Origin of the sequence: Plebeiibacterium marinum (assembly GCF_026013615.1) — a bacterium.
GTDB classification, from domain to species: domain Bacteria; phylum Bacteroidota; class Bacteroidia; order Bacteroidales; family Marinilabiliaceae; genus Saccharicrinis; species Saccharicrinis marinus_A.
Genome location: NZ_JAPDPI010000012.1, coordinates 76162 through 90460, shown reverse-complemented (window position 1 = coordinate 90460; position 14299 = coordinate 76162). Strand labels below are relative to the sequence as shown.

The 14299-nt window shown below is 38.3% G+C and carries 11 protein-coding genes; 2 read left to right on the top strand and 9 right to left on the bottom strand.

The features are described from left to right. Window positions 1–27: 27 nt before the first annotated feature. Together OM074_RS07805 and OM074_RS07800 are read left to right on the top strand one after the other, a co-directional pair. A complete protein-coding gene (locus tag OM074_RS07805) occupies window positions 28–438 on the top strand; it encodes a hypothetical protein (RefSeq protein ID WP_301198901.1) in 411 nt (136 codons plus the stop codon). A gap of 91 nt (window positions 439–529) precedes the next feature. Beyond that, complete coding sequence (locus OM074_RS07800; protein WP_301198900.1) at window positions 530–1300, top strand: pyrroline-5-carboxylate reductase family protein; 771 nt, start codon at window positions 530–532, stop codon at window positions 1298–1300. Window positions 1301–1795: 495 nt separating this feature from the next. Here the strand turns inward: OM074_RS07800 and OM074_RS07795 are convergent, their stop codons facing one another. The 9 genes from OM074_RS07795 to OM074_RS07755 form a co-directional block, all read right to left on the bottom strand. After that, a complete protein-coding gene (locus OM074_RS07795; protein ID WP_301198899.1) occupies window positions 1796–3034 on the bottom strand; it encodes a radical SAM protein in 1239 nt (412 codons plus the stop codon). Between the two features lie 355 nt (window positions 3035–3389). Beyond that, on the bottom strand, window positions 3390–4142 hold the full coding sequence (locus tag OM074_RS07790) for a LytR/AlgR family response regulator transcription factor (protein ID WP_301198898.1): 753 nt from the start codon (window positions 4140–4142) through the stop codon (window positions 3390–3392). Between the two features lie 3 nt (window positions 4143–4145). Then, window positions 4146–5159, bottom strand: coding sequence for a sensor histidine kinase (locus tag OM074_RS07785; RefSeq protein ID WP_301198897.1), 1014 nt, complete (start codon window positions 5157–5159; stop codon window positions 4146–4148). A gap of 293 nt (window positions 5160–5452) precedes the next feature. Continuing rightward, complete coding sequence (locus OM074_RS07780; RefSeq protein WP_301198896.1) at window positions 5453–6727, bottom strand: outer membrane protein assembly factor BamB family protein; 1275 nt, start codon at window positions 6725–6727, stop codon at window positions 5453–5455. 31 nt (window positions 6728–6758) lie between these two features. Beyond that, window positions 6759–8015 carry a glycosyltransferase family 4 protein gene (locus tag OM074_RS07775; RefSeq protein ID WP_301198895.1) on the bottom strand — a complete coding sequence of 419 codons (1257 nt, stop codon included), beginning with the start codon at window positions 8013–8015 and terminating at the stop codon, window positions 6759–6761. A gap of 258 nt (window positions 8016–8273) precedes the next feature. Next, window positions 8274–11393 (bottom strand): ABC transporter permease, encoded by a 3120-nt coding sequence (locus OM074_RS07770; RefSeq protein ID WP_301198894.1) that lies wholly within the window; start codon window positions 11391–11393, stop codon window positions 8274–8276. Beyond that, window positions 11390–12061, bottom strand: a complete 672-nt coding sequence (locus OM074_RS07765) for an ABC transporter ATP-binding protein (RefSeq protein ID WP_301198893.1) — start codon at window positions 12059–12061, stop codon at window positions 11390–11392. The genes OM074_RS07770 and OM074_RS07765 overlap by 4 nt, the downstream gene beginning before the upstream one ends. Before the next feature lie 4 nt (window positions 12062–12065). Then, a complete protein-coding gene (locus OM074_RS07760) occupies window positions 12066–13220 on the bottom strand; it encodes an outer membrane protein assembly factor BamB family protein (protein WP_301198892.1) in 1155 nt (384 codons plus the stop codon). Between the two features lie 88 nt (window positions 13221–13308). Further along, a complete protein-coding gene (locus OM074_RS07755) occupies window positions 13309–14280 on the bottom strand; it encodes a 2Fe-2S iron-sulfur cluster-binding protein (RefSeq protein ID WP_301198891.1) in 972 nt (323 codons plus the stop codon). Window positions 14281–14299: the final 19 nt, after the last annotated feature.

Genomic DNA, 14299 nt, shown 5'->3' with positions numbered 1-14299 from the left:
TGCATCTTGATACAAATTATTATACTGATGAAAAATATTAAATTGTTCTCTCTCCTTTTATTTATTACATCGCTTTTCATAAGCTGTAGTAACCCTAATTCAAATAACAAGAAAACAGTAGAAACCGAAGCTGTAGAGGCTTCAAGTGAAAGAACAGCAGATCATATGGATACAATAGTTGGCCGTGGATGTTTGGAGGTTGTTACAGAAATTCCTTATGATATTCCTGCTCAGCGCTTCGATGAAACAGCACAGATTCTGGCCCATGCTATTGGCTGCTTTATAGAATCCGACCTGTCCAAAACAGGAAGTATCCAGGTAAATGCAATCAAAGGTAGGATGAGTATTCGCGATGCAATATTGACCGCTATAGATGGTACAAATTTAAAAATCACAGAACAAACTGATAAAAAAATTAAGGTTGAATTGATTCAATAAAAAAATCTCCTGAAAAACCTTAATCAGCATTGTATTTTTCGTAACTTATTGTTCTTTATTTTTTTAGATATAAAATAATGGGCTTATAATTATGAAACGAACATCATTAGGTTTTATAGGGGGAGGTAGAATCACCAGGATTTTTCTTCAGGCAATGAAAAATGTTGTCAACACTTCCGTTAAAGTATGTGATATTAACCAGGAAACATTGGATCGTCTGAAACAGGAATACCCTTATATTGAAACCTTTCCATCGATATCATCATTATCAGAACAAGATGTTATTTTTATAGCTTTGCACCCTCCAGTAATAAAGGAAGTAAGCAGCGAAATAGCCGAAGTTGTTTCAAATGGAACTACAGTGGTTTCTTTGGCTCCCAAGTTTACCATTAAGCAGCTTTCCCAACTCCTGAATACAACAAATATTATCCGTGTTATACCCAATGCAACCTCCTTTATTAACAAGGGGTTTAATCCTGTGTGTTTTTCAAAAGATATAAGTATAGATACCCGGAAACATTTTTTTGAAATGCTGGAAGTAACAGGTGCTTGTTTTGAAACAGAGGAGGAAAAATTAGAGGCCTACGCCATTGTTTCAGCCATGTTACCCACTTATTTCTGGTTTCAGTGGAATGAGATGGAACAAATAGGGCAAAAGATAGGTCTGACAGCACAAGAAAGCAAAAATGCCGTTTATGAAAGTTTAAAGGCAGCACTGGATCTAATGTATCATTCAAAACTCAATAACAATGAGGTTGTTGATCTGATACCCGTTAAACCTATTGCAGATAAAGAAGAGCTGGTAAAAGAGCTGTTTAATGAAAAGCTACTTACCCTTTTCCAAAAGATAAAGCCTTTGTGATTTTAATCAATATAAAATTTTATTATTTGGAACAAATCATTAGTTAATCAATTATAAAGGTCAGGCTCATGATTTACATAAGTTATCATCTCAAAAAGACTGGACCTACAGGTTACAATCATTTTTCGACTATTATCTCAAGGATGCAGATCAGCCTGAATGGATGAAATAGCCTTTTGAAACAAGGGTTTATATAGATATGGATAGGTGAATGATTCTGAAGAATCACATATTATAGCCATATCCTCTTCACACCAAACTCACTGTTTAGTGAGTTTAGTGTGAGTTTTGTGTGTTATTTATGTGATTGATTAGTGATACCGATTTGTTAATGACACGAGCGTTAAATTTGCTTCGCATTTAACACAGTCATTAATCTATCGGCATTATACCAAGTGCTCATTTTGTTGTCAAAATAGTATGAGTTTCTGGTTTTATCTGTTAGCCCAAGAGCTCCCTCGTGCCTTTTCTGCATAAACTGACATAAACCGGGATTTAATAATCTCTCAATCCACTTTCAATATATTCAAATTGGTATATTTTATATAAAAGCATGTCTGCTGGAGGGTTTTCGGGTTCATTTTTTATTAGTTCATCAATCTGTTTTCGGTAAGTATCAGAAAGATTGGTTTCTGTAAAAGAGGATGAAACCTTATAACCATAATTTACTCCGTTTATTTCAATATGTTTGTTATCCAGGCATTCAGTCGCGGCACATAGTTTTATGCTCTGATATACAATAGAATCCACATTGTATGTTCGAATATAACCATTCTCGGTAATTTGGGCATCAGGAAATATTTTTTTTGCAATAATGCGTCTGTAACCGGCCTTTTGGAAGCGGTGCTTGTAATGGAACGAGCAGTAATTAATACCAATTTTCAGTCCTGCGTTTTGAGCTTCGTTAATAATTTCAAGTGCCGCAATTTCAGACTCTACAACAAGTGGCCTTTCTGCGCTTGTGATGTTATAATCTCTTTTGATTAGCTTACTTACATTATGTTGGGTCAACCTTAAATGGTGTAAATTGAGGTTGGTCACACCTGCTTCTACCATCTGGGGCATCATGGCAATTAGGCGGTCCTTTTCTTCAGGGATGGAGGGTATCTCAATGGTTATTACCGGGATAATACCTTTTGCAGCCTTAATTTTATCTAAACTGAAACCAGTAGCCCCTATATCAAAGCGTATTTCGTTCAGGTTTTCATTAGCCAGGGCCATAAATTTCGATTTATCGGATAAAATCCCATTGGTGTACATCCAGATATACAAGTCTGGTTTACACTCTTGCCGTAATATTTTCAGGTATTCAAGTGTACGGTCGAAATATAAAAGAGGCTCACCCCCGCTAAAACTTACCCCATCAAATCCAAAATTATTGACGTAATGTGCATAATCAAGCGGGTTTTTAAAATCCAGACCCTGTGTTGATGGAACTTCATCATTTTTTTGTGGTACCGGGCAATAAAAGCAGCTTGCATTACATTTGTTTGTAATAAACAAGCAGCTCCATTTTCCTGAACCGCATATTTGACATCCTTTTGAAATATGGTTGATATACGGTTTTGTTGCCTTAAAAAGTGGCGCATCAATCATCTTATTTAAAAGATGGTTTCTTTGGTGTATGTAATTATCTGCCAAATAGGGATTTAACCATTTTATTTCAGGAAATTGTGCAAATTCATTTTTGTTATTTGTTAATAATGAATTCAGCCACTGATATTTAGCTTTCATTAATATTTTATAAACGAAGAATACATGGCATATCAATATATGCCGTTAATTAAAATAAATAAGGGTGTATAAAATAGAACGGAAGCTTTATAGCTCAGAAAAAATATACAGGAACATCAAGAAATACTCCAATAGAAGGATTGCTTTATGAGTTTTTGTTTTTAAAGACATTTGCTTTATTAATAGGAGCGCAAGATATACTATTTTTCTCTTAGTATGACTATTGTTTTCCTAATCCGGTCATAAAAATTATAAAAAGCATTAACCTGTTTAAGGTGAAGGTTTTATATTGGTAGAGATTAAAAGTGTTTATTAGCTATTATAGCACGTCACTTACAATTAATAGCAAAAGAAATCATTCATTCACCATCCAGTTTTTAAATTCGGCAGCTTTATTTTTACTTACAAATATTTTTTCAGGGGTATCAATGTCTAATTGTAAAAGTAGGCGGTTGTCGAACCAAATGGTGATATTAACAATGCTGTCCCGTGAAATGAGGTATTGTTTATTGGCCCTGATAAATTCATTGGGATTTAGTGTAGATGCAATTTGTTCCAGTGTTTTTGAATAGGGGTATTGCTGGCCGTTTTTTAAAAAAGCAAAAGTATTTTTATCACTGGTGTAAAAAAAGCTGATGTCTTTAATGTTTGTCGGTATCAGTTGGTTTTCGTGAGGGATGAGCATCTTTTTCATAAATTTCTGCGGGGGGTGCAGTTCCGACATATTAGAGAGATACTGTACTTTCTCAGTTCGCGACCATTTTTTAAATTTTCCCAACGCCTTTTTCAGATCCTCCACCTTAATTGGTTTTAAAAGGTAATCGATGCTGTTTACCTTAAAAGCATCAATGGCATATTCATCATAAGCCGTGATAAATATAATTGGGATTTCAACTGTAATGTGCTGAAATATATCAAAAGCATTCCCATCAGACAGGTGGATGTCCATCAATATTAAATCAGGAGATGTATTGCTGTTGAGCCATGTTATTGTTTGGCTGATACCTTCGGTATTGGCAGCAATATCTATGGTTTCATCAATTTCTTTTAATATTTCAACCAGATTTTCAAAAGCAACGGTTTCATCCTCTACAATTAATACTTTCATATCCTAATATTTTAAAGGTAAACACACTGTAAAAGAGATGCCATCGTTTAAAACTATTACTTTTTTGTCCATTAACAGCTGAAAACGGTTTTCCAGATTCTTTAAACCTGTGCCATTGGTAACATTGGGTGATAGTTTGGGATGGATAGGGTTGCTTACTTCCAGTTCATCTTTTTCGTTTATGCGTATGCTCACCAACATTTTGTTTTCACTATCAATGGTGTTATGAACAACAATGTTGTCAATTAATGGTAAAAGCGACAGACTGGGAAGCTTTAATTCTTTTTGCTTATCATTAATGTCAATTTTAAATTCAATTTTATTGGCAAAACGGACTTCCAGCATATACCTGAATGATTCAATAAAATGTAGCTCTTCACCCAATGAGACCAACCCTTTTTTTTCGCTTTTTAAGATATACCTGAATACATCCGATAGCTTATTGACAAATTCTAAGGTGTTGGTATCATTTTTTTTGCGTACAAGGGCGGTTATGCTATTTAAAGAATTGAAGAAAAAATGCGGATTGATTTGGTTGGCCAATGCATCGCAACGACTCTGAAGGTTCTCAACCTTTAACTGTTCAATCTCCAGGTCTTTTTTATGCTGATCCTTGTACATGAAATATACGTGCCCCACGAAGGAGCATAAAAAGCACATTACAATAAACTGGAAAATCAGTATGCTTCCAAAACAATCAGCATGGGAGCAGAAGGAGTACGAAACCGAGAGGTATATCAGATAAGCAATAGTAGAGATCATCAGATTCCGGAAAAACCGGTTGCCAAAAACCAGGGTTGTTATTTTTCTTAGGTTTACATGAACCAATAATCCTATTAAAATTGAGAAATAGATATATCTGAAAATAAAGAAGTTAATGTGGGTTATGCGTGCATGACCTTCCAGGTAACCCAACTTCCAGGGCAACCAGGCAATGTTGGGATATACGATAAATGCTGATCCCAACAGGCTTATGATTATTAATTTATATGGATTGTAGTTGTTTAAAAATTTCATAAATAATAATCCTAGTTTTATGATTTATTACGCTTCAAAAATAAGTATTTAGTCTCAGCCAGAAAACTTCATTCTGGCAATTGTGTTCGTTTTGAGAATGAAGATTTCTTGTCTTATACTTTGAGCCTTACAATACTAAAACCACAAAGGCACCAAGGATTCAAAGAATCACAAAGAATATTAGAGGCTCTGCGTATCTTGGTGGCTCTGTGGTTCATGTTTTAAAGAATATAATAAGTTTTTAATAGCAAATAGCCAATAGTCAATAGCTAACAACTAATAACCAAACACTCCTACTTAATATCGTAGGCCATCAGGGCATTTCCGTGGCGTACATATAAAACCCCATTATGAATAACCGGGTGAGCCCAGAATGGTCCTTCGCCTTTTGTTATATTAAACTCACTAACTACCTTAAAAGTGTCAGGTGTGGCAGGAGCCAGGCCTACGTAGCCCTTTTTCTCGTCGTAGCAATAAAGCATATGATCTGCACTGATGATGGATCCCTTACCTTTGCCTTCCCAGGCGGTTTCGTATTTTGTTTCTCCTGTTTCCCAATCAACTGCTACCCAGTTTCCTTTGGCATTGTTGAGCCAGTTCGATCCGTAAATTGTATTATCAACCAACACAAATCCGCCATGATGCGTATCCAATATATCGTTTTTCCATAAAACGCTAACTGTATCTGCATTTTCGCTAAGTTGCAACATGATAGAATTGAGGTTGTAACCATTGCAAACAAAGATCTTACCGTCTTTGTACAGGGGTGTATTGGGGGCTATTTTCTCCCAGCCCCTTTTTACGGCCTCATGTCCCCAGTCGCTATAGGTCCATAAAATATCGCCATTATCGGGGTTAACGCCAATAACACTATTGCCGGTGATGCCAATAATCTGTTGTATGCCGTTGTGTTCAATTAACAGGGGTGAAGCATAATTACGAATATCACCCAAGCCCTTGCTTTTCCATATGGTTTCCCCGTTTTTTGCATTTAGGGCAACCATAGAGGATTTTTCTCCTCCAGCTGTAAAAATCACTTTATCGTTAATTACCAAGGGTGATTCAGATACGCCCCATGTTCCCATTTTTGCACCAAAAAGAGCCGCCCCGTCAACTTTCCAAATAATCTCACCTTTTTTAATATTGATACAAACTACTTCACCCATTCCGCTGATTACATATGCTTTATTGCCCACAATTGTAGGGGTGGTTCTTGTTTCAGGAAATGATTTGTTCCAGGGTGAGCCATATTCAATGGTATATTCCTTGTTGCCATCTAAGGTGTAAGCTGAAAATATTTCTTTGTCTTCGGCTTCGTTCATGCCTGTGATGTACAGGTAGTCGTCAACAATTACAGGACTCGAATAACCTTTGCCCACATCTAAGGTTTCCCAAAGTTGTTTTGGACCGGTTTCTGCCCATTTTGTTAACAATCCGGTGTCTGGATAAATGCCATCCCTGTTTGGCCCTCGCCATCCTTGTTGGTTTTGTGCATCGGTGTTAGTAAAAAACAGGCAGCAGCATGCAAATACACAGGTCGTGTTTCTAATAATTTTTGTTAGTTTCATAGGTAATCTATTTTTTGTTTGTTTATTTATTTTATATCGATTTATAAATGTTAAGTAACTTTTCTGCCATAACAGCATCATTAAATAGAGTCGACGCTTTTTCCAAGGCATTTATCTTAGCCTGTTGATAGCGATTTTCATCCCCCAGCAAGCTCTCTAAGGCCTCGGCTAACTTATCAGGGTGGTTGGGCTCGTACAAAACTCCAGCTTTGCCTACTACTTCGGGGAAGGAGCCTGTTGCCGGTTCAACAGCCGGAATACCACAGGCAAAGGCCTCGCAGATGTATACGCCAATCCCTTCGTTAAAGGTAAGTGGTACTGAAAGAACTGATATGGATTGATAAAATCCAATATGATCCGACATGGAGTAGGAGTCAACAAACTCCACATCATCTATATATGGATTCAGGATAGCTTTTACTTTAGCAATGAATTTTTTGTCCTGTGCTGTAAATCCCCCTCCAATTTTAAGTTTTAAGTTGGGGATGGTATTTTTGTTTTTTAAGGCAACATAGGCTTTGGCCAGAATATCCAATCCGTTTTTGGGATTCAGGCGATAGAAAAAACCAATAACAGGGTCTTGTAAAGGTTTTCCTGGTTTGTATTGTTCCTGATTTATTCCTGGATAGATGACTTCAAGATTTCCTATCTCAGGCACTTTTTGTTGTGCATATGCTTTGTAATAGTTACTGGTAGTTATCAGCTTATCTACAAATTGCAGGTTTTTGCCAATGTTTTTCCAGGCGAGGTCGGCATAGGATTTTTTCATAGAATCAATCCATACTTCCTCATCTAACAGCGAACAAACAACCGGAATATCCATCTTCTGTTTTATGGCTTTTGCAATGCCAATGAGCAAAGAGGTAGATATGTGCACCACATCCGGTTTCTCCTGTTTTAGCCAGTTAATCAATTGATTTACTTCATTTAGGAAAGCAGGACTATCACCATCTATCATCGACAGTGTCATTTTCTCCATTCCTTTGGCCGAAGTGGTTTCTGACATGGAGGAGGCAAAACTAAGCATGGAATCAGATCCCAGCCACCGCTTCATCCACCCGGGCATGGTTATTTTCTGAAAGAATTTTTGTGCCACATAATAGGTAGTAGCCGGGAAAAACAGTGGACTGTCAGTTTTAAAAGCCTCATTTTTTAAAGGCAGATACAGAGGCATGATTATGGCCTCATGTCCCATCTTTTTTAATGCTGAAGCTTGCAAATTATCGCGAAAACAATTTCCACAGTAAAATGAATCTCCTGCTCCGGGTATGATAAATATTGTTTTCATTTTTTTTAGTATCAAGTATCAAGTATCAAGTATCAAGTATCAATGTCTTAAACCGCCTTCTCCTTATGTCTATGTTTAATCACCTTTTTCCCTTTAACCTTTAACCTTTTTGCCTCTTTCTATAGCTGCCGCGCGTGTCTTCACCCACCTTTCTCCCTTTATCCTTTAACCTTTTTGTCTTTATCCTTTTTTCCTTCTCCCTCTTTCTATAGCTGCCGCGCGTGTCCTCACGCGTGGTGTCCTGTAATAAAGCACACTTCACATTTTCTCCACTTCATTTTTCACAACTCTTTTTACAAATAGGATGGTTAGCACAATAAATAAAACGGCAAATAACAAAGCGGTTATCCAAACATTGCTATGCACATTTTTAAAGTTGGTTCCAATCCCTATTAAGGCACTGAATAGTCCTGTAACTATTGCATATAAGGGTACAATCCGGTTTTCGCGGTATAAAATATCTTTTATTTTAAGGTTGAAAAAGCCCAAAGTACGGTACAGCTCAATTTCATTTTGACGGATGCTCAGGTTTTTGCGAATGACAATGATAAAACCAAAAATACCCAGCAATAAACCAATGCCTCCCAGGGTTAAAAATATAGTTAAGTAGGTATCTGTTACCGTATTAAATTGTTTAAGCCTGTCGTTGGTACTTGTAACCCTTATTCCATATTCATGCATGGCCTGTGAAATCATTGTTTTTACATTGGGTAGCTGATTTTCTTCTACCTGCATTAAGAACAGTTCACTACCCCTGGTGGTTTCCCATATTTTCGAAAACTGCGATTGATCGATTAAGATATAGCCCTGGAAAATGGTATTCGGGAGTGTTCCTGCCAGTTGAATAGCATATTCCTGTCCATTGGATCCGGTGTAATAGATGGTGTCGCCCAATGATTTTCCCAAGCTCCATTGAAGTACCGTAGCATCCACTAATGCAGGGATAACCTTTTCATTTGATGATTTTAATAACTGGATTAATTCCTCTCCTTTCTGGTCAGGGAAGATGCTTTTCTGAACCTTCATCGAACTGCTTAACAATTCTTTCAAGTCAATTCCCAGAACCGATGGAGAACTAACTTTATTGAGGTTCAGGCAACTGGCTTCGTCGGCACTGTATTTTAAACACTGTAAAATAGAAGTACTTTCCGGCAAATCCCGGAGATTCAGTTTTTCCCTGCCTAAAGGAGTGTTGATATTGTGGTATACAGGAATACTACTCTCGCACCAAAGAGAATAACCCCCGGTCGCATTTTTGAGATGTGAGGCATTAGAGAAATCCGGACGGTTTAACCCAACCGAAAAGACAATGAATACTCCAAAGGCCAACGAAAAATAGGATAAGATAGCCTGTTTTCGATGGGCATAAAGCGTTCTGAAAATCATGTTGTGGTCTGTAAAATCGGTACTTGAAGGTTTTCCTTTGGAACAAATCAGGTAATCGCCCAGTAAAGCAAAAGTGATCATCAATAACAAGCCAACAATCGAAAATAAAGCAACTGAAGTAGTGATAAACAAGTTGTAAATGGCAATGATTATTGTGATAACTGCCAGAATGATTACCACGGCTTTTTTACGATTCAGGAGGATGTGATGAGATCTGATTTTTTTGGTTTCCTGATGGATATTCCGGGAAATGACCCTTCTTAATATGGCGAGGGAAAGAAGAATTCCGGTTATAAAACCTGCCACAAGAGTAATCCAGTGTGGGTAAACAGAAAAACCTTCGGTATGTGTAGCTCCTTTCCAGTAGCTCCCTAGTAGCCACATAATTACAATGGTGTAAAGGATGCCGGCAATAACGCCTGTAAATGATGATAACAAAACCATCGGTGTGGATTCCATCCAGATGATCTTTCTGATTTTTTCAGGCGTATAGCCCATCGATTTCAACAAATCAATTTCACCTTTTCTCTGAACCATCATTTCAGAGATGGGAATAACCATCAAAAGCAAGGCTGAAAGGATGATAAAGAATCCCAAAGCCATAAACAGGCCGGCAAAATCAACTCCATTCCTGGCTGCGTAAACCGCCGATTCGCGAGGATGGAAAATTTGTATGCCAAACATATCATGTCTGAGCGATTGAACATTAGGATCAGCATCATAAATCCTCACAGACGTAGCATATCCATATTCATTTCCCCATTTATCGGCAATAGCTTCATAGGGTAAAATGGCTTTAGGTGTAGAGCGGTATAATTCCCAGTATTCTTCGTCCTCAGTTGTTATTAAATCCATATCTATCGGAAGGTCGCTGTCCCACTCTGTACAGCGCTCTACATCTGATAGTCCCGGGAAATTAGCACTTAAGGTAGAATCTGCCCTTAATTCAGCAAGGGGAATAATCTGTTTTACCTTTAGTTGCACAGAATCCGCTTGAAGGGTTTTAAAGTCGCGAGATACATAGAAACTGATATGTAGCCAATCGCCAATGCCTGCTCCTAATCGTTTGGCCGAGTAATCAGAAAGTATGACTTCATCATTTTTTAATTTTTTGTTATCGTACTGATCTACCGCACTTACAAAAGAATAAGGAATTGATGAGTTTTGAAAAACAATAGAATTTGCAAGGTATGAGAAGATTCGATTGGTGTTGGTATTGTTTTTACCGATGTTTTCGATGACTTCTTTTTGCAGGAACACCCTGTCGGAAACGATATTGGTAAAATCACTTTGATGGGTAAGGCTTAAACCTGAAAAAGAGTAATCCCAGGTGTTTTCAATGATGGAGTCTTTGATGTTCTCACCGGTCAATACCAGGTTTATTTTTCCCTGAACCTCCATGGCTTCGGCCAGGTCCTTTCTGTTTACAAAAATGTTCAGGGGAAGGGTCTGTTCGTTTTTCAAACTTATATTTCCTCCTTGTTCAGGATCAGCTATGCCTGACAAATCCAGGCGCAGACTTGTGGTATAGTTTTCAGTTACAAATAAGGAACCAGAAGGAACCAGTCCTTGTGCGGGCAGGCGTAAAACCACGGCATCACCAGGTTGTATGTTCAATTCATCATTGAGCGCGGGGTTAATTTTAGCCATGCCTTTTTCAATATCCATATCATCAACACCCCAAACCATAACGGGCAGCAAGGAACCATTGTGTGAAATAAATCCATTGGTCAGCAATATGCCCCTGGCAGAAGAACCAAACTCAGGTTGTTTGTAAAAATCCTCGGATAAAAACGACTGGTGTGCAAAAACAACGGTTTCAATGTTTCCAAGTCGTTCGTTAACCCGGTTCAGCAGACTGCTCCGAACAGAGTCACCAATTACCAGGCTGCCTGCAATTACTGCTACAGAAATTAGTACAGCAAGGCCTGCCAGTTTAAAATAACGGAGGTAGAAAACTAAATTTTTATGTGTCAGATCTCTTGTTTTCACTGTAAAATTCCGTTTTTAAGTGTCACGATTCGTTTTGCTTCACGGGCCATTTCATCGGCATGGGTGACCATAATAATGGTTGTATTTAATGTTTGGTTTATTTCAGCGAGCAGCGAAATAACATTCTGTGCATTCTCCATATCCAGCTGACCGGTAGGTTCGTCGGCCAGTAATACGGCAGGCTTCATGATTAAAGCTCTGCAAACGGCCACACGGCTGGATTCGCCCCCTGAAAGCGTATGGGGATATTGATTGGCCACATGATCAATATGTGTAATTTGCATGAGTTCACGGGCATAATCAACCTGTTCTTTTGTTGCTTCTGACTGAAAGGCCAGTATGGGTAATAAAATGTTTTCCAAGGCAGAATACTGAGGAAGCAAACGATGATTCTGAAATACAAAACCGATCTTTTCGTTCCGGATTTTAAATTTATCAACATCAGCTCCGGTTACATCATTCCCATCAAGCCAATAACTGCCTTCGTCAGGTTGTTGCAGCGTTCCAAGGATTGACAATAAGGTGGTTTTACCCGAACCGGAAGCACCTTTAACGGCTACAAAATCCCCTTTGTCAACCTGTAAGTCAATGCCCCGAAGAACCTGGTTAACCCGGTTTTTACCGTCCTGGAAGTGTTTTTTAATATTTGATAAGTTAAGTATTGTCATTGAGTTATTTCTTTTGTGATCCAAAACAGAATAAGGTTCCTTTGGAGGTTAATATCATAAAGTGATCTTTAATAATAGCAGGGCTGCCAATGATTTGTTCACCTGCATCATATTCCCATATCTGGTTTCCGGATTCTTCATCAATAATAGTTATGATTCCGGTTTTAGTGCATGCAATGATTTTATCGTTACAAATTACCGGAGCACTTTCGCCCACATCACCTTTCATCATAAATTTCCAGTTGGTTTTTCCAGTCCTGCGATTAACCGAAAGCAGGTGCCTGTCGTCCGGATAAAAATAGACATCATGAGCACTGATGGCTGGCACCGAAATAAAGGAACCATTGTCGTTTGTGGCACTGGCTACCTTTTTGTGACCTTCAATTTTGCCGTTGTTCAATAATATTTCATACATATTGCCACTGTAGTCGCCAACATAACAGTAATTTCCCATGATGGCAGGAGAGGAGGGAATGTATGCCTCTGTCTCCAGGGAATCAGTAGCTTCACCCGTTTCGCAATTAATGATTCTCAACCATGCATCACAGCCCCCAAACAATACATAGTTGTTCCAAAGTGCGGCAGCTCCATTCAGGTAATATCCCGATTCAAACTTATTGATCAGGGTACCGGTTTGTTGGTTAATGCAGTACATGTAATTGTCGTAACTTCCGGTAACAATGGCTTGCTGGTTTTTAAAAGTGGCTACGTTGGGCGACGCCGAAATTTGTCCCAGTGTTTCATAGTTCCATAGGGTATCCTTTTGCGACAGGGATATAGCCGTCAGAAAACCATCTATTCTTCCAATGTATAATACGGAATCCTTGATTAACGGAGTTGCCTCCACTGTTGTGTTTAACGAATAAGAAAATACCTGTTTGCCATTGATGTCAACACCATGTATTAAACCCCTTCTATCGCACCAATAAGTAGTTCCTTCTTCCACTACGGGAGAGGATACTGTTCGTATGCCTGCTTTATACGTCCATAGGAGAACTGGATTTTCTGGTAATGATTTATCGGTATATCCGCTCAACCCACTATTCCCCCTGAAAAGTCGCCAATTTAAATCTCCAACAGCATCAGAAGATCTGGATTCAAATTGACAGGCTGTACTGAGTATAATTGTGATCAGGTATAATATCAATTTCTTAATCATGGATTTTGTTTTACTATTAAAAAATTAACCAACTCCCCACTCATTCTTCTTCGGGGTGATATATTCTATTTTCATCATCTCTTTTTTATTAATGAGTGTTTACCCTGTAAAGCGCCCCTGTAGGACAAAGCTCAGCCAGTTTTTCATCTATATGATTACAATTTTCTTCCGGTATACACACTTGCATACCAAATCCCCTGTCTTTAAATGTAAAGCCATTGTTGCTGTTGTAAACACATAAACCACAACGAATACACTTGGCTTGTTCGAACCATAAATTACCATTTACATGGATTTTATCCATAATGGGTAATGCGGAGGTTACATTATATTTTGGTCTTTTTATGGCTTGCTGGGTGGCGTACACTCTTAATTTGCAGTCGGTTTTCCCGGCGCAGGCACAATGTAAGCAACGCGATTTTGTGTTGACAGTTTCTTTTAAGTGTTGTTTCTCAGGATCAGAAAAACGCCCTAGACGGGACTGAAACATCTTTTTATCAATTTTTCTGTTATCTGCCGCATCTATTTCAGTTACATCAAACATCTCAACCACTTCTTTTATGATTTTCCGGATGGATACGGCCTGATCAATATTCCCTCTTCTGCATGCTTTTTCGCAGGGCGCTTTACAATCATCGCAACTAATGGCAGGCAAAGAAAAAGCTCCTTTAATCAGCTCACAAGCCTTTTTATATGCTGCGTTATCATAAAACAGCAACATCTGTTCCACATCTAAACCATGAGGGCATACCATGGAACAAGGTGCCTCACAGTCGGCCCGGTGATCGCTTAATAACAGTTCAAAGGACATGGTTCGAATAGCCTGTACTTCTTTGCTATTGGATTCAATTTGCATACCTTCAACCGGCATGGTGGTACAAGATGGAATAACCTGCCCATTCTGCATATTTTTGACGGCGCACACCATACAGGATGATTTATGCTCGGCCTCTTTGGCATAACACATTGATGGAATATCAATCCCATTTCGGCGAGCCGCCTCCAGTATGGTTTCTCCGTTTGCGACCTCTATGTTTTTATTATCTATTGTAATTTGCATTTCTTTTTTTTAGTATCAA

Coding starts and splice junctions, on each gene's coding strand:
- OM074_RS07805 (WP_301198901.1), top strand. CDS start 28: ATGAAAAATATTAAATTGTTCTCTCTCCTTTTATTTATTACATCGCTT.
- OM074_RS07800 (WP_301198900.1), top strand. CDS start 530: ATGAAACGAACATCATTAGGTTTTATAGGGGGAGGTAGAATCACCAGG.
- OM074_RS07795 (WP_301198899.1), bottom strand. CDS start 3,034: ATGAAAGCTAAATATCAGTGGCTGAATTCATTATTAACAAATAACAAA.
- OM074_RS07790 (WP_301198898.1), bottom strand. CDS start 4,142: ATGAAAGTATTAATTGTAGAGGATGAAACCGTTGCTTTTGAAAATCTG.
- OM074_RS07785 (WP_301198897.1), bottom strand. CDS start 5,159: ATGAAATTTTTAAACAACTACAATCCATATAAATTAATAATCATAAGC.
- OM074_RS07780 (WP_301198896.1), bottom strand. CDS start 6,727: ATGAAACTAACAAAAATTATTAGAAACACGACCTGTGTATTTGCATGC.
- OM074_RS07775 (WP_301198895.1), bottom strand. CDS start 8,015: ATGAAAACAATATTTATCATACCCGGAGCAGGAGATTCATTTTACTGT.
- OM074_RS07765 (WP_301198893.1), bottom strand. CDS start 12,061: ATGACAATACTTAACTTATCAAATATTAAAAAACACTTCCAGGACGGT.
- OM074_RS07760 (WP_301198892.1), bottom strand. CDS start 13,220: ATGATTAAGAAATTGATATTATACCTGATCACAATTATACTCAGTACA.
- OM074_RS07755 (WP_301198891.1), bottom strand. CDS start 14,280: ATGCAAATTACAATAGATAATAAAAACATAGAGGTCGCAAACGGAGAA.